Raw genomic sequence first — 19,707 nt, 5'->3', positions numbered from 1 at the left:
CGGCGGGGGGGGGGCCCGCCCCCCCCCCCGCCGCGCGCCCGCCCCCCCCCCCCCCCCCGGGGCCCCCCCCCCCCCCCCCCGCGACTGAGTGAAGAGTCGGGCCGGTAGCGGAACCATGCTCGGATGTCGAAACAGTCGACGTCGCGAGGAACGGTTCCACTACCGGCCCGATTCGTTTGGTGCGGCGCGAAGGGTCACGAACAAGACTGGCAGGCGCTCTCAGGCGAATGAGACGAAGCGGCTCAGCCGCGCGTTCCGCGCGAAATCTCCGACCCCGCCTCGTGCGACAGCCGCGCCGTCACCGGAATCGACAGGAACGAAAACGCGCCGACAACAAAGAACGCCGGCCAGAAATCCGGCCAGACGATCGTCGCGTGACCTTGCACGCTCTGCGAGATGTCGAGCGTGATGCCGGCGATCGTCACGCCGAGCCCGAGCGAAACCTGCTGGATGAAACTCGCGAGGCTCGTCGCGCGTCCGACGTCGCGCGTTTCGATCTCTGCATACGCGAGCGAGTTCAGGCTCGTGAATTGCAACGCCGGGAAGAAGCCGCCGAGCAGCACGACGGCCCAGATGACCCACGTCGGCGTGCCCGGGAAGAAGAGACCGCACGCCGCGATCGCGAGGCCCGAGAGCGCCGCGTTCACCATCAGCGTGTGCCGGAAACCGAAGCGATGCAGCACGCGCGCCGCGAGCGAGCGCATGAACATGCCGCCGAACGCCGATGCGCACGTGATCGATCCCGACTTGAACGCGGTCATGTGCAGCCCTTCCTGCAACGCCAGCGGCAACAGAAACGGCACCGCGCCGAGCCCGATCCTAAAGAGCGAACCGCCGAGCACGCTCGCCTGGAAGGTCGGCACGCGGAAGAAGCGCAGGTCGAGCAGCGGTCGCTCGGCGCGTCGCGCGTGCAGCAGGTAGAGCGCGACCATCAGCGCGCCCACTGCGCACATCGCGCCCGCGACGCCGTTTCCCACTAGCTCGCCGCCGATGAGCGACAGCCCGAGCAGGAGCAGCGTGCCGCCGCTTGCCGAGAGGAAGAAGCCGAACCAGTCGAGCCGTCCGGGATGTTCCTCGCGCGAGTTGGCGATATAGCGGTTCGTCAGATAGATGCCCGCGATGCCGATCGGGATGTTGATGAAGAAGATCAGGCGCCAGTGCAGGTAGGTGGTGATGAAGCCGCCGAGCAGCGGCCCGACGGCGGGGCCGAGCATCGCCGGGACGCTCAGGTAGTTCATCGCGCGGATGAACTCCGAGCGGCGCACCGAGCGGAAGATGATGATGCGCCCGACCGGCACCATCATCGCGCCGCCGACGCCCTGCACGAAGCGCGCGACGGTGAAGGTGGCGAGGGAGTCGGAGGCCGCGCACAAGAGCGAGCCGACCACGAAGATGCCGATGGCGGTACGAAAGACGGTGCGCGCGCCGAAGCGGTCGGCGACCCAGCCGCAGATCGGGATGAAGACGCCGAGGCCGAGCACGTAGCTCGTGACGGCGATCTTCAGTGTGACGGGATCGCGGCCGAACGCGCGTGCCATCTCGGGAATGGCCGTCACGATGACGTTCGCATCCACGCTTTCCATGAACATCGCGCACGCGACGATGAGAGGGGCAACGAAGGCTTTGATGGCGAGCGGCATGGAGAATCGATCGAACGTCTCTTCGCGGGGCAGCGGCGATTATGGCATCGAAGAGAGGCCGCTGCCGAGGCATCGGGCCGCCGATGGCGCGCGATGATAAGGTGCGCTTCTCGATCGGCATCGAATGACAGGATGGAAGGACATGGACCCGGAAGATTTGCAGCGGCTCGTCACGCAGACGATGCCCTATGGAAAGTTCAAGGGAAGGTTGCTCGCGGACCTGCCCGCTCACTATCTCGCGTGGTTCGCGCGTGAGGGTTTTCCGCAAGGTCAGCTCGGCCGGCTGCTCGCGCTCATGCACGAGATCGATCACAACAATCTGCGCTCGCTGCTCGAGCCGTTGAGGCAGCGCTGACGTACGCTAGGCCTTGACAAGCGCACCCGAGGCGAGATTCGGTGGCGTCTTTGACCCCACAATAGCTTGTGGTTTGCGGTGCTCGAAGCCCAACATTTAGTGGAATTTTGAGACCTCGGATGCTACACTTCGGCAACGCGTTGTCGGTTCGTCGAAGCGTTCTTGCCGCATCGGACGGCCGCTCGAAGCAGCATCGAGTCGTGCAATTTCGATGAAGCGTCGCTCCTCGCGAAGGCGCAGAACAGGCGATGCGAAAGCGCGGGTCCCTGGCATCGTCGAGGCTCGCTTAGCAGTCACATCGCATTCGCTTCGACGCTCTCTTCAAACGCAGTCACACAAGTCCGCACGTCGAAGCATCAAGCCGCAGCAACCCTCGATGATGAGCATGTCGATCGAACAGCAACACACATCGCGAGAGGCTTCACACACGATGCGTTGAGCAAAGTGTTGTATGCAGGTAGCAACGCGAACACAAAACAGGAATTTTCATGAGCAAGCTCTTTTATCGCTCATGAAAAGATGGTACAAACCGATCTAAATTGATGGTGAGAATCTATGCTCAACTGGGATGACGAGACCACTGCCGTAGCTCCGTCGAGCGCTTCGCAACAGAACACGTTGCGCAACGCCGCGGGTACGGTTGCCGGCATGCAGCAAGCATCGCGCGCCGGTCATCAAGTTGCTTCTCAAGCAGCACCTCACGCCGACTCGGCGACCAACATCTTCTCCGACGACTTCGTCGCTCCCGCAGCAGCAACCGCAGGCGCCATCGCCGCAGTCAGCGAAGCACGCGTCAACGTTGCCGACAAGCGCATCATCAACGGCAAGACCGACGTCAACCAGCTCGTGCCGTTCAAGTACAAGTGGGCGTGGGAAAAATATCTGGCGGGTTGTGCCAACCACTGGATGCCGCAGGAAGTGAACATGTCGCGCGACATCGCCCTGTGGAAGGACCCCAACGGCCTGTCCGACGACGAGCGTCGCATCATCAAGCGCAACCTCGGCTTCTTCGTGACGGCCGATTCGCTCGCCGCGAACAACATCGTGCTCGGCACCTACCGCCACATCACCGCTCCGGAGTGCCGCCAGTTCCTGCTGCGCCAGGCGTTCGAAGAGGCGATCCACACGCACGCTTACCAGTACATCGTCGAGTCGCTTGGTCTCGACGAGAGCGAAATCTTCAACGCGTATCACGAAGTCGACTCGATCCGAGCGAAGGACGAGTTCCTGATTCCGTTCATCCAGACGCTCACCGATCCCGCCTTCACCACTGGCACGCTCGAAGCGGACCAGAAATTGCTGAAGTCGCTCATCGTGTTCGCCTGCGTGATGGAAGGGCTCTTCTTCTACGTCGGCTTCACGCAGATTCTGGCGCTGGGTCGCCAGAACAAGATGACGGGCGCGGCGGAGCAGTACCAATACATCCTGCGCGACGAGTCGATGCACTGCAACTTCGGCATCGACCTCATCAACCAGATCAAGCTGGAAGAGCCGCAACTGTGGACGCCGGCGTTCCGTGCCGAGATTCGCGAAATTTTCAAGCAGGCGGTCGAACTCGAATATCGCTACGCTGAAGACACCATGCCGCGCGGGGTGCTCGGCCTGAATGCGTCGATGTTCAAGAGCTACCTGCGCTTCATCTGCAATCGACGTTGTCAGCAGATTGGTCTCGACCCGCTCTTCCCGAACGAGGAAAACCCGTTCCCGTGGATGAGCGAGATGATCGACTTGAAGAAGGAACGCAACTTCTTCGAGACACGCGTGATTGACTATCAAACGGGCGGCGCGCTGACCTGGGAATAACAACAAGCCCAGGACGTGTTGCAGACGGAAATCGATGGGATGCAGGTGCCGCCGCGACCAACGCGAGCATCTGCAGTCAAGGTTTTAGGAGAACGGTCGCCTGATGCAAAGTGCGCCTCGAGGGCCAATGGCCCGACTAGAAGACAGGCGTTTTGCGGTCCCTTCAATGGGACGGGCAAACTTCCCCCCGGAGAATGCCGGCGGCCTCGCCGCCGGTTCGATCAAGCGATTGCCGGCACCGGAGTTCGGTGTCGACTCAATTTGGCGCGCGGTGCCTCGGGGCACGGCGCGCCTTGCCGTATTCATTAGCGTAAGCAGGTGGGATCAGCGTACGCCGATGAATAATCCGCTTCGCAGCGTGCGCCGTGAGACGCGCGCGCGGGAAGCGGGTTTTGACGAAGGGTGTTGTTTGAACTGACTCTCATCTGAAACCTGAAGGAGAAAATGATGGCACTTGCCAAGAAAAAACCCGCCGCCAAGAAGGCTGCAGCAAAGCCGGCCGTGAAGAAGACGGCCGCCAAGAAGGCGACCGCCGCGAAGAAGGTCGCGGTGAAGAAGGTCGCCGCCAAGAAGGCAGCGCCGGCCAAGAAGGTCGCGGCGAAGAAAGTCGCGGTGAAGAAGGTTGCCGCCAAGAAGGTCGCGGCCAAGAAGGTCGCAGCGAAGAAAGTAGCCGCCAAGAAGGCGCCGGCGAAGAAGGTAGCCGCCAAGAAAGTCGCAGCGAAGAAAGTCGCAGCGAAGAAGGTAGCGGCGAAGAAGGCGCCTGCGAAGAAGGCAGCGGCCAAGAAAGCGCCCGCGAAGAAGGCCGCGGCGAAGAAGGCGCCTGCGAAAAAGGCCCCCGCGAAAAAGGCTGCTGCGAAGAAGGCTCCCGCTGCCAAGAAGGCTCCCGCTGCCAAGAAGGCACCCGCTGCGAAGAAGGCGCCTGCTGCAAAGAAGGCTCCTGCTGCGAAGAAGGCTCCTGCTGCAAAGAAGGCTCCTGCTGCGAAGAAGGCGGCAGCCCCTGTCGCCACCAAAAGTGCTCCCGAAGCAGCAGCGAAAGTGGCCGCACCGGTTGCGAAGAAGGCTCCGGTCAAGAAGGCCGCCGCCGCAAAGAAGAGCGCCCCTGCAGCTCCGGCAACCACCGCCACGACTCCGGCAGCTCCGGCTCCGGCTTCGGCGGTCAAGACGGCGTTGAACCCGGCTGCGGCATGGCCGTTCCCGACGGGCAGCCGTCCGTAAGCACCGGGCAGCACGTAGCATCGCGACACACTCGATGTGTCTCTCGGCCGGGTAGGGCTACCCGGTCAAAACCCGTCGCCGGAGCAATCCGACGGCGGGTTTTTTATCGGCGTGAACGAATCCCGCGGGCTCGCTTTCATCGGACGGGCATCGGACGGACGCAAAAAAGCGCACGTGCCGTTCGGCACATGCGCTGGTAAGCGTGCTCCAGGCCATCGGCGATTCCGCCTGACGGCCAACGCCTTCGTTCCTAAGCTGCTCAGTGCGTGACGCGCGTCACGCCGCCGCTCGACAACAGGCGAACCCGTTCGCCCGCCTGGAAAACTTCGCCGGACGATGTCTGCGTGATGGCGCGCATGTCGCCGTTATCCAGACGCACGGTGATCTCGAGGCCGTTCTTCACCGCGACGTTGTTCTCCACCGCGTTACCCGCGACCGCGCCCGCCAGACCGCCGATGATGCCCGTGAGGATCGAGCCGGTGCCGCCGCCGATCGTGCTGCCGGCCACCGCGCCGAGCGCGCCGCCGCCGATCGCGCCGAGGCCGCTCGGCTGTCCGTTGTTCGAACTGATCTTCACGCCGCGCACGCTTTCGACGGTCGCCATGCGGACCGTTTCTTCGCGCTGCGCCTGCGATGCCGTGTAGACATCGGGCGAACTGCTGTTATAGGCGCAACCGGACATTGCAACCGAGCTGACCAGCGCCACGGCCAGCGCAACACGACTCATGCTTTTCATTCCCTTGCTCCACAAATTACGACAGGCTGGTTCCGAATGCCTGCTTGAAACGCTCTTCGATTTCGGCGCGCGTCGGCGCGTAAGTCTGCGGCCCCTGATGTTCGATTTTAAGCGCGCCCATCAGGCTGGCAAGACGACCGGTCTTCTCCCAGCCAAGCTTGTTTTCGATGCCGTACAGGAGACCACCGCGGAACGCGTCGCCGCAGCCTGTCGGGTCGACCACCTGCCGCGCCTTCACGACCGGAATCTCCTCGATGCCCTCTTTGTGGTGGATCTGCGCGCCGAACTCGCCGCGCGTCACCACCAGCGCCTCGACGCGGCTTGCGATGTCTTCGATCGACCAGCCGGTCTTGTTGCTCAACAGCTTGGCTTCGTAATCGTTGACCGCCACGTAAGTGGCAAGTTCAATCATGTGACGAAGCTCTACACCTTCGAGGATCGGCAGGCCCTGGCCCGGATCGAAGACGAACGGCACGCCGGCCTTCGCGAACTGGTCGGCGTGCTGGCGCATGCCGTCGGCGCCGTCGGGCGCGACGATGCCGAGCGTGATCCCGCGTGCCTCGTCGGCGCGATTCAGGTGCGATTCCATCATCGCGCCCGGGTGGAACGCGGTGATCTGATTATTCGCGAGATCGGTCGTGATGAAGCATTGCGCCGAGTGCTGATCGGGCAGCACGCGCACGTAGTCCTTCGACAAACCGAGCGCGTCGAGCCGGTCGAGGTAGAGCTGCGCGTCGGCTTCGCCGAGCGTCGCCATGATCTTCGCGTCGCCGCCGAGCAGCTTCAGCGCGTACGCGATGTTGCCCGCGCAGCCGCCGAAGTTGCGGCGCATCGTCGGCACCAGGAAGCTGATGTTCAGCATGTGCACCTGGTCCGGCAGGATGTGGTCGCCGAAGCGGCCCTGGAAGGTCATGATGTTGTCGTAGGCGAGCGAGCCGCAGATGAGCGTAGCCAAGGCAAACGTCCTTTGAAACGAATCGGTGAAGGGAAAGGCGCATTCGTCAGACTGCACGCGCAGCCTCACGAATGCGCGGACCGCGAACGGTCCGCGCGAACACTGCTTTGACTTTTACTTCAGCGCTGCGAGCGCCGCGTCGTAATTCGGCTCGTTCTTGATTTCGGACACGAGTTCGGAATAAACGACCTTGTCATTCGCATCGATCACGACGACCGCGCGCGCCGTCAGGCCCCTCAGCGGCCCGCTCGTGACATCGACGCCATAAGCCTGTGCGAATTCCGTGCCACGGAACGTCGATGCGGTGACGACGTTCTGCAGGCCTTCGGTCACGCAAAAGCGCTTGGCCGCGAAGGGCAGGTCGCCCGAGACAACGACGACGGCCGTGTTGTCGAGCTTGCCGGCCGCTTCGTTGAACTTGCGCGTGGAAGTGGCGCAGGTGGGCGTATCGAGACTCGGGACGATGTTCAGCACTTTGCGCTTGCCCGCGAAGTTCGCGAGCTTGACGTCGCCGAGGTCCGCGCCGACGAGCGTGAAATCAGGGGCCTGCTGTCCTGCCGACGGGAAGCTGCCGGCCACGTCGATCGGGTTGCCGCCGAGGGTAACTTGACTCATGTTGCGCTCCTGGATTGCATCAGATGTTCAGAGGAAAGCGCGCGTCCGTTGGCGGGCGCGCGTCAGGGAAAAGCGGGGCGTCCTGCTGCTGGGCATCACGGATAAAAAACCTGCACGCGATAGTTCGCGGCGACCGCGTCGCCGGTATCGAGCCGCACGATCACCGGCTGCGTGCTGCGGGCGGCCAGGCCCGTGGCGAATATCGTACCCGGGCGCGCGTAATCCTGCGGCCAAAGTACGCGGCGAATCGCGATGTTGTTCTTCTCGTCGAGCAAGGTGAGTTCGAGCGCCGGATAGGCGAGCGCGACGTCGTACCGGTTGCGCAGCGACAGCTTCAGTTCCAGCTTGTGCGGTCCGTCGACTTGCCTTAAGCCGGAGTTTTCGATCTGCAGTCCGTCGATGTCGCGCGGGGGCGTCACGATGCAGCCGATCTGCTCGCAAGCCGAGGCATAGATCGACTGCGCGTGCGGGAAGTAGACGATCACGGTTTCGCGTTGCCACCATGCCAGTTGCAGCACCAGCGTGACGGCGAGCACGACGGCGGCCACGCGCCCGGTCACCTTCCAGAACTTCGGTGAGCGCCACGGCGGGACGGTCTCGCGCATGCCGGGATAGGGCGCGGCCTCGCCGTTGTTGCGATCGGAGAATCCGTCGGCGCCCGAAGGCGGCGCGTTGAAGCGCGGTTCGGAATCGGACGGCCATGCGTGACCTGGCGCGGGGCGTTCGGATTCGTTCGCGCCGCGCCGCGATGGATCGACGAAGGGTTCGTCACGGCGCTCGGCGAAGCGTTCCGTACCAACTTCAGGCTGCGCGCCGGCCGGCGTCCGCGTCCGCGCTTCGTCGGAAGGCTCGACCAACGGTCCCGTGCGCGCGCGAACAAGGCGCTTGCCGCTTGGCTCGTCGAGCGGTGCGACGAATGGTTCGGGCCGCTCATCGAGCGACGGTTCCACGCGATCGCGCGTCGAAGACGCCGGTTTCGCTTCGCGTTCATGCCGAGCCGCGGGTTCCGCGGCCGTTTCGCGGCGAGCGAGATCGTCGGCGAACGGCGCGAAGACCGTCTCTTCGCCCGACGCGGCATCGTCTGCGACGAACGACTTCGTATGTGGCTTGCCGAAGGATTCGAGCGGGGTATCGGCGGGGGGAGCTTCCGCAGGCGTATCGGCCGTGACCGCTTCACCGGCGTGCGAGCCGGTCGTCAACGGTGTTTCGGCGACGGGCGAACGCGCGTCGTCTTCGCGATGCACGTCCGCGAACAAGCCGGCGGACGCGGCAGCAGGAACAGGAACGGAAGTGGGAACAGAAGCCGAAGCGGCTTCATGTCCGACTTCGGCCGGCGTCGCCGGCTCGTCAGGCGCGAGTTCGAACTGATGATGCGCGGCGTCGAAGACTTCCTGGCAATAGCCGCAGCGCACGCGGCCGTCGTGAGGCGCGAGCAGATGCGGATCGAGTCGGAAAACGGTGTCGCAGTGTGGACAGCGGGTTGCCAGCGCCATGTTTGAGCCGAAGGCCCGAGGGCCGGTTCGTGGACGATGGCGCTATTCTAAATGCTTTAGCGTCGAGTTCCGGCGAGGCATACCCAGCCTTCGTGTTCGCGCCAGACGCCGATGTCGATCCATTGTGCATAGACGGCCGCCACTTCGTCGGCCTGCCGCGCGAGAATGCCCGACAGCGCGATGCGCCCGCCCGGCTTCACCTTCGAAGCGAGCATCGACGCCATCAGTTTGAGCGGATTCGAAAGAATATTCGCGACGACGATATCGAACTCGCCTTCGGGACAATCGTCCGGCAGGCCGTAGGTGACGTCCGCGCGGTTGCGCTCGCTGTTCCGGCGCGCCGATTCGACGGCTTGCGGGTCGATGTCGATGCCGAACACCGGATTCGCGCCGCACTTCTTCGCGAGAATCGCGAGGATGCCGGAGCCGCAGCCGTAGTCGAGCACCGACTGTTCTTTTTGCACCGACTGCTCCAGCCATTCCATGCAAAGACGTGTCGTCGGATGGCTGCCGGTGCCGAACGCGAGACCCGGATCGAGTTCGAGAATGAGCGCGTTCGGATCGGGGGCGTCGTGCCAGGACGGCACGACCCAGATGCGCTCGCCGATCGAAATCGGATCGAATTGCGACTGCGTGAGCCGAACCCAGTCCTGTTCCTCGACGTCGCGCACGGTGAAAGCGGGCGTTTCTGCGAGACCGATTTCGTTCGACGCCGCCGCGAGCAGCACGGCGGGATCGGCGTCTTCGGCAAGCAGCGCGACGACGCGCGAGCGGTTCCAGGCGCTGCGATCAGGCGTGAGGCCGGGCTCGCCGAAGAGCGGCTGCTCGTCGGGCGTATCGGCGTCGGCGTCTTCCACCGAAACCGAGAGCGCGCCGATGTCGAGCAGCGCGTCCGACAGTGCTTCCGCGTGCTCGCGATCCAGTTCGGCGATCAATTCCCGGTAACTCATCGTCTTTACGCCTCTTCCGCGGCCACGGCCGCCTGGCGCGCGGCCAGCTTGTTTTCGAGGTAGTGGATGCTCGTGCCGCCCTCGACGAATTTCGCGTCGATCATCATCTCGCGATGCAGCGGGATGTTGGTCGAAATGCCCTCGACGACCATCTCCGAGAGCGCGATGCGCATGCGGTTGATCGCCTGTTCGCGGGTCGCGCCGTAGGAAATCAGCTTGCCGATCATCGAATCGTAGTTCGGCGGGACAAAATAGCCGTTGTACGCGTGCGAATCGACGCGGATGCCGGGGCCGCCCGGCGAATGCCACGACGTCAAACGGCCCGGCGACGGCGTGAACTTGAACGGATCTTCCGCGTTGATGCGGCATTCGATCGCGTGGCCGCGGAACTGGATGTCCTTCTGGCGGAACATCAGCTTCTCGCCGGCGGCGATACGGATCTGTTCCTGCACGATGTCGACGCCCGTGATGAGTTCCGTCACCGGATGCTCGACCTGCACGCGCGTGTTCATTTCGATGAAATAGAACTCGTTGTTTTCGTACAGGAATTCGAACGTGCCCGCGCCGAGATAGCCCATCTTCTTGCACGCCTCGGCGCAACGGTCGCCGATGCGGTCGATCAGGCGTCGCGGAATGCCCGGCGCCGGCGCTTCCTCGATCACTTTCTGGTGACGGCGCTGCATCGAGCAGTCGCGCTCGCCGAGCCAGATCGCGTTGCGAAACGAATCCGACAGAATCTGGATTTCGATGTGGCGCGGGTTCTCCAGGAACTTCTCCATGTAGACCTGCGGATTGCCGAACGCGCGGCCCGCTTCTTCGCGCGTCATGTTGACCGCGTTCACGAGCGCCGCTTCCGTGTGCACCACGCGCATGCCGCGCCCGCCGCCGCCGCCCGCCGCCTTGATGATCACCGGATAGCCGACGGCGCGCGCAATCTTCACGATCTCCTTCGGATCTTCCGGCAACGCGCCTTCCGAACCCGGCACGCACGGCACGCCGGTCTTGATCATCGTCTGCTTGGCGGTGACCTTGTCGCCCATCATGCGGATCGTTTCCGGGCGCGGGCCGATGAACGTGAAGCCGGACTGCTCGACGCGCTCCGCGAAGTCCGCGTTCTCCGAGAGGAAGCCGTAGCCGGGGTGGATCGCTTCGGCGTCGGTGACTTCGGCCGCGCTGATGAGCGCCGGCATGTTCAGGTACGACAGGTTCGACGGCGCCGGTCCGATGCAGACGGCTTCGTCGGCGAGCTTCACGTACTTCGCTTCCTTGTCGGCTTCCGAATAGACGATGACCGTCTTGACGCCCAGTTCGCGGCACGCGCGCTGGATGCGAAGCGCGATTTCGCCACGGTTCGCAATGAGGATTTTTTCAAACATAGCAATTATTCGACTCGTCAACGGGCCGCGTGTGCAGCCCTGGAGGATCGGCGGCGCGTTCTGCCGGACTCGATGCGGCGACGCCAACGCGACACGGAGTGCTGGCCTGACGCCGGAGGCACGCTGTCGGAATAGCGCGGCGCGTCCGGCGCGGCATGGTGTCGTTTGCTCAGTCGCCGATCAGGAACAGCGGCTGGCCGTACTCGACCGCCTGACCGTTATCGACGAGGATTTCCTTGATGACGCCCGACTTGTCCGCTTCGATTTCGTTCAGGAGCTTCATCGCTTCGATGATGCAGATGGTCTGGCCTTCCTTCACCGTGTCGCCGACCTGCACGAACGGATCGGCGCCCGGCGACGGCGCGCGGTAGAACGAGCCGACCATTGGGGAGGTCACGATGTGGCCTTGCGGCGCGGCGGCGGCCGGCGTGGCGGCGGGCGCGCCCGCAGCGGCGGCGCCCGCGTCGCCCGGCGTGCCGAATTGCGGCGCGGCCTGGACCTGGCCTTGCGGCATGTACTGCTGCGGCGCCTGCATGTACACGGGCGCGGCGTTCTTGACGATGCGAACCTTTCCTTCGCCTTCCGTCACTTCGAGTTCCGAGATACCCGATTCCGAGACGAGGTCGATCAGCGTTTTGAGTTTACGAAGGTCCATCGAAAAATCCCCTTTCAATACTTGGAGACCGGAAACGCATCCGGTGCTTGACTTGATATGTGGGTAATACGTTGCCGGCCGGTCCGTCGCTTCACGATGCCGGGCAAGTCGCTTCGAAGCCGTGCAGCGCCAGCGGTGGTGTCATAGTCGCTCGGTTGATGCGCATCGGCCGTGCGCATGGGTTGATGCGAATTGGGCGCACTTTAGCGCCGTTTAGAGAATTTTGTCTAGTTTTACAGGAATCGGATGAATTCCGACGCGGAACAAATTACCTGGCGCATGGTCTGTGCGGCAGTATGTTCTTTTAAAATCCCGCAAACAAGCGACAAATTGGCGCCTTTTGAGGCCAAGTCGCGTCGAACTATTACAGCGCGTCGAGCGTCTTTTTCAACTCCGCGAGATCGACTTCGCCGAGTTTTGTCGAACGAACGACGCCTTTTGCGTCGATTACGACGGTAAATGGCAACCCGCCGGCGTCGTCACCGAAGCGGCGCGCGAGGTCGGCGCCGCCGAATCCCGCGATATACACCGGATAGTCCACCTTCACCTTTTGCAGGAAATCGTTCACGTTCTTTTCCGTGTCGACGCCCAGTCCGATGAACGTGATCCCTTTCTTTTCGTACTCGCGGTGCATCGCGGAGAGCGCGGGCATTTCCTTCACGCACGGGCCGCACCACGACGCCCAGAAGTTCACGACGACCGGCTTGCCCTTGAACGCCGCGAGCGATGGCTGAGTCCCCGCCGCGTTTTGCAGCGAAGCGCCCCACAACTGGCCGACGGCATCGGTCGACGGCGCGGCCTCGGTCGTGTTGCCCGTCATCAGATGGCCCGCGTAGAAGCCGCCGCCAGTGGCGGCGATCGCGACGACGAGCGCCGCAAGAATGCGTTTGGAGTTCATTGGATGGCGAGTGAGTGAACGTGAGTCGTTTGGCTGCTCAGCCGGCGATGCCGAGCGGCGGCGTGCCCGGGCCGCCGGCGCCGTCTGCGTGGTCGAGCAGCGCGCGCACGGCGGCCGCGTTCGCGCGCGCAAGCCGCCCGCGGCCGTCCGCGCGAACCGCGCCGCGCAAGTCGTTGGTGTCGTAGAGCGCAATGTGGATGCCGACCGGCTCCTCTGCGCGCGTCGGGCGATTGAGGAAGCTCAGGGTTTCGACGTAACCGCGCCCGGCGAAATGCCGTGTCTCGGAGACGTCGTACTGGATGTTGGCGTTGAGCAGATAGATCGCGACTTCCTTCGGGTTGTCGCAGAAACATTGCAGATGGACGTCGGAATGTTCGCCGGCCGTGCCGTTGAGCACCGCGCCCGTCAGGTACGGATTGAACGGTTCGAGCCGCAGCATCCAGTCGAGCGCGACTTCGCGCATCCGGCGCAGCACGGCGGGCTGGCTGTCGCTCTGGAAGATCGCCTGATATTCGCGGATTTCTTCCTCGATCTGGTCGTTATCCGGCAGCCATTCGCCGCCGACCTTCGATTCGCCGACAACCTGCCGCGCCGCCTTGCGCTTCGCGGTGGAGTAGTCGAGCCCGTCTTCGGCGATCATCCGTGCAGCCGCGATGGCGATTTCCTCGCGAACGCGCTGCGGATCGAAGTGAGATTTGCGCACCATCTCGGAATAATACTAGAGATTCAGGCGCGGCCCGCCGAGGCAGGGTGCCGCGCCAATGCGCGCGCGGGACGGCCGCAAAGCCGGTGCGCCGGGCGCCTCGGTTACAATGAGCGCCTTCTTGCATCTTCGCCGACGGGCATCCGAAAGCCGCCCGTCCAACGTTTTCCGGGACTGGCGCGCTGGCGCCGACACGCTTTATGCACATCCACATCCTCGGCATCTGCGGCACCTTCATGGGCGGTCTCGCCGTCCTCGCCCGCGAGGCGGGTCACAAGGTCACCGGCTGCGATGCCGGCGTCTATCCGCCGATGAGCACGCAACTCGAAGCGCAAGGCATCGAATTGATCGAAGGCTACGGCGTCGAGCAGCTTTCGCTCGAACCGGACCTGTTCGTGATCGGCAACGTCGTGACGCGCGGCAATCCGCTGATGGAGGCGATCCTCGATCGCGGGCTGCCTTATACCTCCGGGCCGCAGTGGCTCGGCGAGCATGTGCTGGCGGGCAAATGGGTGCTGGCCGTCGCCGGCACGCACGGCAAGACCACGACGAGTTCGATGCTCGCGTGGCTCCTGGAAGAAGGCGGGCTGAATCCGGGCTTCCTGATCGGCGGCGTGCCGCTGAATTTCGGCATTTCGGCGCGGCTCACGGAGTCGAGCTTCTTCGTGATCGAAGCCGACGAGTACGACACCGCGTTCTTCGACAAGCGTTCGAAGTTCGTGCACTACCGGCCGCGCACGGCGGTGCTGAACAACCTGGAATTCGATCACGCCGACATCTTCCCCGATCTCGCCGCGATCGAAACGCAATTCCACCATCTCGTGCGCACCGTGCCGGGCGTTGGGCGCATCGTGACGAACGGGCGTGAAGCCGCGCTCGAACGCGTGCTGACGCGCGGCTGCTGGTCGGGCGTCGAGCGTTTCGGCGTCGAAGGCGGCTGGCAGGCGCTGCCCGCCACTGACGGCGCGCCCGTCGACGAGCAGTTCGCCGTCTACTGGGAAGGCGAGCGGCTCGGGGTCGTCGACTGGCAAGTGCAGGGCGAGCACAACCGCATGAATGCGCTTGCCGCGATCGCGGCGGCGCGCTCGGTCGGCGTGCCGCCGTCGCAAGCGGTGAAATCGCTCGGGAGTTTTCGCAACGTGAAGCGGCGCATGGAAGTGAAGGGCAGCGTCGACGGCATCACCGTCTACGACGACTTCGCCCATCATCCGACCGCGATCGAGACCACGGTCGCCGGACTGCGCACGCGCATCGGCGGCGAGGGGAAGATGGCGCGCATTCTCGCCGTGCTGGAACCGCGCTCGAACACGATGAAGCTCGGCACGATGAAGGCGCAGTTGCCGTCGAGTCTCGCCGATGCCGATCTCGTCTTCGGCTACGGCGCGCGCGAAGGCCGCGACAAGCTCGGCTGGGATCTCGCCGACGCGCTCGCACCGCTCGGCGCGAAGGCGCAGGCGTTCAACGAAATCGATCAGTTGGTCAAGGCGGTCGTCGCCGCCGCACAGCCGGGCGATCACGTTCTCGTGATGAGCAACGGCGGATTCGGCGGCGTGCATCAGAAACTGCTGGACGCGCTGTCGGCGCGCCCCGCCAGGGGCCACGCGTGATCCTTTACCTGCACGGCTTTCGTTCGTCGCCGCAGTCGTTCAAGGCGCGCGCGATGCGCGAGCGCCTCGCCGAACTCGGGCGGCTCGACGAATGGCAATGCCCGACGCTGCCCGTATCGCCGCGTGAAGCGATCGAACTGGCCGAAATGCTGACCGAGGGCGTCGCGGCGGGCGACGTCACCGTGATCGGCAGTTCGCTCGGCGGCTATTACGCGACGTATCTCGCCGAAAAACACGGCTGGCGCGCGGTGCTGCTCAACCCGGCGGTCGTCCCGCAGCGCGACCTGAGCCATTACCTCGGCGAGCAGCCGCTGTGGCACGGCGGCGGCAGCGTCGTCGTCACGCCGGGCCATCTGGACGAACTGCGCGCGTTGTCCGTCGAACCGGTCACGCGGCCCGAGCGCTACTATCTGCTCGCCGCGACCGGCGACGAAGTGCTCGACTACCGCACGATGCTCGACCACTACCCGAATGTACGAACGACGCTGATCCAGGGCGGCGATCACGCGATCAGCGATTTCCCGGCGTATCTGGATCAGGTGATCGCGTTTTGCGCACCCCGGCCGCCTGCGGTGGCAGCGTCCGCGGCGGCCTGAACGCGGCGACGGCAACAATGGCGGCCTGACGCCGCGTGCCGCGCGAAAGCGGCGTCGCACTTTCACGCGCCGTGTGCATTGCCCTAAGCTAAATCCATTGCCAGTGAGCCTGTCCGGCTCGCGGCTCCACCGTCTTACGAGAGTATTGAGTGAACGTCTTCTTCGAGGAATCGGGTAGTTTCAAGGCCGGCGCGGTGCTGTCCAGACAGGGCGACGCGTTCCAGGTCGAATTGCCGGGCGGGCGGCGGGCGAAGGTGCGCGCGAAAGACGTGCTGATCGAATTCGAGAAGCCCGCCGCCGGCGACCTGATGAAGGAAGCGGACACCGTCGCGCAGGAGATCGATCTCGATTTTCTGTGGGAATGCGCGCCCGACGAGGAATTCCCGTTCGCGACGCTCGGCGCCGATTATTTCGGCGACAAGTTCGGCGCCGTGGAGCGCGCCGCGCTCGTCCTGCGGATGCACGGCGCGCCGGTGTATTTCCGGCGCAAGGGCCGCGGGCAGTATCAGCGCGCGCCGCAGGAACAGTTGCAGATGGCGCTCGCGTCGCTGGAGAGAAAGCGCCAGCAGGCGCTCATCCAGGCGGGCTACGAAGAGGAACTGAAGGCGGGCAAGCTGCCCGAGGCGCTGGTCGGAAAAGCGATCGGCCTGCTCACGAAGCCCGACAAGAATTCGATCGAATACAAGGCGCTCGAAGCTGCCGCCGCCGCGCGCGGCATCTCGCAGGCGCGGCTGATGCTCGAATGCGGCGGCATTCCGTCGGCGCGCGCGCTGCACGAGGCGCGCTTTCTCTCCGAATTCTTCCCGCACGGCGTCGGCTTCCCGGCGGTTCAGGTGCCGCCGCTGCCCGACGATCTGCCGGAAGCGGACGTCGAAGCGTTCTCCATCGACGACGTCACGACCACCGAAATCGACGACGCCTTCTCCGTCGAGCATCTCGCCGATGGCCGCGTGCGGATCGGCATCCACATCGCGGCGCCGGCGCTCGGCATCACGCGCGGCGACATGGTCGACGCGATCGCGCGCACGCGCCTCTCGACGGTCTACATGCCCGGCGACAAGATCACGATGCTGCCCGACAGCGTCGTCGAGGCGTTCACGCTCGCCGAGGGCGGATTGCGTCCGGCGCTCTCGCTCTACATCATCGTGAATCGCGAGACGCAGGAGATCGTCGCGACCGAGACGCGCGCCGAACGCGTGTTCGTGACGAACAACTTGCGCCACAACCATCTCGACGAGTTCGTCACCGAGGAAACGCTCGCGAACGGCACTGGCGACTATCCGCACAAGGACGACATCGCCGTGCTGTGGCCGCTCGCGCAGGCGCTCTTCGAAAAGCGTCAGGAAGCGCGCGCGACCTACGGTCTCAAGCGCGAAGTGCAGCGCAACAACGACTTCAACTTCTACGTCGAAGGCGAGCACATCACGATCACGCCGCGCCGACGTGGCTCGCCGCTCGATCTGATCGTCGCGGAGCTGGCGATTCTCGCGAATTCGTCGTGGGGCGCGTTCCTCAACGATCACGGCGTGCCGGGCATCTATCGCTCGCAGCGCGGTTTCGGCGGACCGGGCCCGAAGCGCACGCGCATGCAGACGACGCCCGCGCCGCACGAAGGTTTGGGCGTCGCGCAATATGCGTGGAGCACGTCGCCGTTGCGCCGCTACGTCGATCTGGTGAATCAGTGGCAGTTGCTCGCGTGCGTGCAGCACGGCGTGATGGCGAAACTCGCCGCGCCGTTCAAGCCGAAAGACGCGGATCTCTTCGCCGTCGTGCAAGGTTTCGACGATACCTATTCCGCCTACGCCGATTACCAGCGGCGCATGGAATATTTCTGGTGTCTGCGCTGGATCAGGCAGGAAAACCGCCGGCAGGTGCAAGGCTCGGTGGTGAAGGACGACCTCGTGCGCCTCGACGAAATTCCGCTGATCCTGCATGTGCCGGCGCTCGGCGTGCACGCGCGCGGAACGAAGGTGATGCTCGACGTGATGTCGATCGACGAATTGACGGTCGAGGCGTCGTGCCGGCTGCTGCACGTGATCGACGCGCCGTCGGCGGCGGCGGCCGAGGAGGAAGAGCCGGAAGAGGAAATCATCGAAACGGACGATCTGAGCGCGCAAAGCGAAGCGGAAGCGCAAGCCGAGGCCTCGCCGGACGCTCCCACGGAAAACCCCGAACAACCTTCGTCCGACGCCACGGAGCCGACGCGATGAGCAAGGAACGTTACGCCGTCATCGGCAATCCGGTCGAACACAGCAAATCGCCGTGGATTCACGCGCGCTTTGCCGAGCAGACGGGCGAGCCGGTCGACTACGGGCGCATTCTCGGCACGATCGGCGGCTTTGACAACGACGTGCGCGCGTTCATCGAAGCGGGCGGGCGCGGCATGAACGTGACGGTGCCGTTCAAGCTCGACGCCCACGCGTTCGCCGATTCGCTGACGCCGCGCGCCGCGGCGGCGGGCGCGGTGAACACGCTCGCGTTCACCGCGGAAGGCGTGCGCGGCGACAACACCGACGGCGTCGGCATCGTGCGCGACATCGAGCAGAACCTCGGCGTGTCGCTGCAAGGCGCGCGCATCCTGCTGCTCGGCGCGGGCGGGGCGGCGCGCGGCGTCGTGCTGCCGATGTTCGAGAAGAAGCCGGCCGCGCTCACCATCGTCAATCGCACGGCGGCGAAGGCACAGCAACTGGCCGAGCGTTTCGCCGACGCCGCGAGCGCCGCGTCGGTGCGCTTTTCGGGCGGCGGCGCTCAGATCGTCGAAGCCGGGCCTTACGACGTCATCGTGAACGCGACGGCGGGCAGTCTCGACGCCGCGCTCCCCGATTGCGACGACCGCGCCTTCGGCCCCGGCACGCTCGCCTACGACATGATGTACAGCCCCAAGCCGACCGTGTTCATGCAGCACGCGGAGTCGCTCGGCGCGCGCGCGTCGGACGGGCTCGGCATGCTGGTCGAGCAGGCGGCGGAATCGTTCTTCGTGTGGCGCGGCGTGCGGCCGGACGGCGGCGCGGTGCTGCGCGAGTTGCGCCAGGCGCTGACCGCCAAGGCCTGACGAGTCCCGCATCCACCGGACCGCGCACATGGCCTCCTCGACGACGACACGAGCGAAACCCGCGGCCCGTCTCGGCCCGGCGCGCTGGATTGCATACGGCGTCTCGGTGCTCGGCATCGCGCTCATCGCGACGCAGCTCTTTTACTTCGTGCAGATCGGCATCTGGACGGTGGTGAATCCGTCGTCGACCGCGTTCATGCGTTCCGACGCGTGGCGGCTCAAGGCGGAGCGGCCAGACTTGTCGGTGCAGCGCACCTGGGTGCCCTACGACCAGATTTCGCGCAATCTGAAGCGCGCGATCATCGCGTCGGAGGATGCGAACTTCGCGAGCAACAACGGCTACGAAACCGACGCCATCCTCCAGGCGTGGGAGAAGAACAAGGCGCGCGGACGCATCGTCGCGGGCGGCTCGACGATTTCGCAGCAGCTCGCGCGCAATCTGTTCCTGTCGCGGGAGAAGAGCTACGTCCGCAAGGCGCAGGAGCTCGTCATCACCGCGATGCTCGAGTTCTGGATGGACAAGGAACGCATCTTCGAGATTTATCTGAACTCGGTCGAATGGGGCAACGGCGTCTATGGCGCCGAAGCGGCCGCGCACTATTACTACAAGAGCTCGGCGGCGAAACTGACGGCGTGGCAAAGCGCGCGGCTCGCGGTCATGCTGCCGCGTCCGCGCTATTTCGACGAGCATCGCAATTCGGCGTATCTCGCGCAGCGCACGGGCGTGATCGCGCGGCGCATGGGCGCGGCGGAACTGCCGCAATAAGCTTTTTTTAGTTGATCGCCGCTAAACGCATAAGCCCTGATTCGTCAGGGCTTTTTTGTTTTGTCCTGCGATTGGCTGACGAACTGACTCCCATTATCTGAACACCGCAATCACATATTGAATTTTTGAGACAGTCGGAACTAGAATCCGTCCACAGCCTGAACGGCACCTGCGACGCGGCGCGATGTTTCACCCGCCCGCGCGACAAAAAGAACGGAGACACATCATGCAATCGATCGCCCGCCTGCGTCCGCAGGTCGCTTCGGCTCATTCGGCCACTTCCCATCGAGCA

At 64.4% G+C, this 19,707-nt stretch carries 19 protein-coding genes; 9 read left to right on the top strand and 10 right to left on the bottom strand.

The features are described from left to right. Positions 1–242: 242 nt before the first annotated feature. Positions 243–1,640 (bottom strand): MFS transporter, encoded by a 1,398-nt coding sequence (locus QCE48_RS12940; protein WP_309787356.1) that lies wholly within the window; start codon positions 1,638–1,640, stop codon positions 243–245. Between the two features lie 142 nt (positions 1,641–1,782). Between QCE48_RS12940 and QCE48_RS12935 the strand changes: the two genes are divergently transcribed. The 4 genes from QCE48_RS12935 to QCE48_RS12920 all read left to right on the top strand — a co-directional run bounded on the left by QCE48_RS12935 (position 1,783) and on the right by QCE48_RS12920 (position 5,013). Continuing rightward, a complete protein-coding gene (locus QCE48_RS12935; RefSeq protein ID WP_062632533.1) occupies positions 1,783–1,995 on the top strand; it encodes a DUF3820 family protein in 213 nt (70 codons plus the stop codon). Between the two features lie 555 nt (positions 1,996–2,550). Beyond that, on the top strand, positions 2,551–3,798 hold the full coding sequence (locus tag QCE48_RS12930; protein ID WP_309787361.1) for a ribonucleotide-diphosphate reductase subunit beta: 1,248 nt from the start codon (positions 2,551–2,553) through the stop codon (positions 3,796–3,798). Between the two features lie 103 nt (positions 3,799–3,901). Next, positions 3,902–4,216 (top strand): hypothetical protein, encoded by a 315-nt coding sequence (locus QCE48_RS12925; protein WP_309787363.1) that lies wholly within the window; start codon positions 3,902–3,904, stop codon positions 4,214–4,216. A gap of 29 nt (positions 4,217–4,245) precedes the next feature. Next, positions 4,246–5,013, top strand: coding sequence for a histone H1-like DNA-binding protein (locus QCE48_RS12920; RefSeq protein WP_309787364.1), 768 nt, complete (start codon positions 4,246–4,248; stop codon positions 5,011–5,013). Positions 5,014–5,272: 259 nt separating this feature from the next. Here QCE48_RS12920 and QCE48_RS12915 read toward each other — a convergent pair whose 3' ends face one another. The 9 genes from QCE48_RS12915 to QCE48_RS12875 all read right to left on the bottom strand — a co-directional run bounded on the left by QCE48_RS12915 (position 5,273) and on the right by QCE48_RS12875 (position 13,397). Further along, entirely contained in the window at positions 5,273–5,749 is a 477-nt protein-coding gene (locus tag QCE48_RS12915) for a glycine zipper 2TM domain-containing protein (protein ID WP_087632300.1), read from the bottom strand. A gap of 16 nt (positions 5,750–5,765) precedes the next feature. Then, positions 5,766–6,704 (bottom strand): carbohydrate kinase family protein, encoded by a 939-nt coding sequence (locus QCE48_RS12910; protein ID WP_309787376.1) that lies wholly within the window; start codon positions 6,702–6,704, stop codon positions 5,766–5,768. 114 nt (positions 6,705–6,818) lie between these two features. After that, positions 6,819–7,319, bottom strand: coding sequence for a thiol peroxidase (gene tpx / locus QCE48_RS12905; protein ID WP_309787378.1), 501 nt, complete (start codon positions 7,317–7,319; stop codon positions 6,819–6,821). Positions 7,320–7,414: 95 nt separating this feature from the next. Further along, entirely contained in the window at positions 7,415–8,812 is a 1,398-nt protein-coding gene (locus tag QCE48_RS12900) for a DUF3426 domain-containing protein (protein ID WP_309787381.1), read from the bottom strand. 56 nt (positions 8,813–8,868) lie between these two features. Beyond that, the gene (gene prmA / locus QCE48_RS12895; protein ID WP_309787382.1) at positions 8,869–9,762 is read right to left on the bottom strand and encodes a 50S ribosomal protein L11 methyltransferase; all 894 of its coding nucleotides are present in this window, start codon (positions 9,760–9,762) and stop codon (positions 8,869–8,871) included. 5 nt (positions 9,763–9,767) lie between these two features. Continuing rightward, positions 9,768–11,138 carry an acetyl-CoA carboxylase biotin carboxylase subunit gene (gene accC, locus QCE48_RS12890; RefSeq protein ID WP_116563714.1) on the bottom strand — a complete coding sequence of 457 codons (1,371 nt, stop codon included), beginning with the start codon at positions 11,136–11,138 and terminating at the stop codon, positions 9,768–9,770. 169 nt (positions 11,139–11,307) lie between these two features. Further along, positions 11,308–11,793: an acetyl-CoA carboxylase biotin carboxyl carrier protein gene (gene accB, locus QCE48_RS12885; RefSeq protein WP_309787385.1), complete on the bottom strand. Its 486-nt coding sequence runs from the start codon at positions 11,791–11,793 to the stop codon at positions 11,308–11,310. Positions 11,794–12,157: 364 nt separating this feature from the next. After that, positions 12,158–12,691, bottom strand: coding sequence for a TlpA disulfide reductase family protein (locus tag QCE48_RS12880; protein WP_309787387.1), 534 nt, complete (start codon positions 12,689–12,691; stop codon positions 12,158–12,160). Between the two features lie 37 nt (positions 12,692–12,728). Then, the gene (locus QCE48_RS12875; RefSeq protein ID WP_309787390.1) at positions 12,729–13,397 is read right to left on the bottom strand and encodes a UDP-N-acetylmuramate--alanine ligase; all 669 of its coding nucleotides are present in this window, start codon (positions 13,395–13,397) and stop codon (positions 12,729–12,731) included. Positions 13,398–13,594: 197 nt separating this feature from the next. Here QCE48_RS12875 and mpl point away from each other — a divergent pair, with 197 nt between their 5' ends. The 5 genes from mpl (at position 13,595) to mtgA (ending at position 19,415) form a co-directional block, all read left to right on the top strand. Continuing rightward, positions 13,595–15,001: a UDP-N-acetylmuramate:L-alanyl-gamma-D-glutamyl-meso-diaminopimelate ligase gene (mpl, locus tag QCE48_RS12870; protein WP_309787392.1), complete on the top strand. Its 1,407-nt coding sequence runs from the start codon at positions 13,595–13,597 to the stop codon at positions 14,999–15,001. Further along, positions 14,998–15,597 carry a YqiA/YcfP family alpha/beta fold hydrolase gene (locus QCE48_RS12865; protein ID WP_309787394.1) on the top strand — a complete coding sequence of 200 codons (600 nt, stop codon included), beginning with the start codon at positions 14,998–15,000 and terminating at the stop codon, positions 15,595–15,597. Before mpl ends, QCE48_RS12865 begins: the two co-directional genes overlap by 4 nt. 149 nt (positions 15,598–15,746) lie before the next feature. Beyond that, positions 15,747–17,807 (top strand): RNB domain-containing ribonuclease, encoded by a 2,061-nt coding sequence (locus tag QCE48_RS12860; RefSeq protein WP_309787396.1) that lies wholly within the window; start codon positions 15,747–15,749, stop codon positions 17,805–17,807. Then, complete coding sequence (gene aroE, locus QCE48_RS12855; protein ID WP_309787398.1) at positions 17,804–18,649, top strand: shikimate dehydrogenase; 846 nt, start codon at positions 17,804–17,806, stop codon at positions 18,647–18,649. The genes QCE48_RS12860 and aroE overlap by 4 nt, the downstream gene beginning before the upstream one ends. Before the next feature lie 28 nt (positions 18,650–18,677). Then, on the top strand, positions 18,678–19,415 hold the full coding sequence (mtgA, locus tag QCE48_RS12850; RefSeq protein WP_309787399.1) for a monofunctional biosynthetic peptidoglycan transglycosylase: 738 nt from the start codon (positions 18,678–18,680) through the stop codon (positions 19,413–19,415). Positions 19,416–19,707: the final 292 nt, after the last annotated feature.

This window comes from Caballeronia sp. LZ024 (assembly GCF_031451455.1).
GTDB lineage: Bacteria > Pseudomonadota > Gammaproteobacteria > Burkholderiales > Burkholderiaceae > Caballeronia > Caballeronia telluris.
Note: the sequence above shows the minus strand (reverse complement) of the source record. Positions and strands in the feature narration are given on the sequence as shown.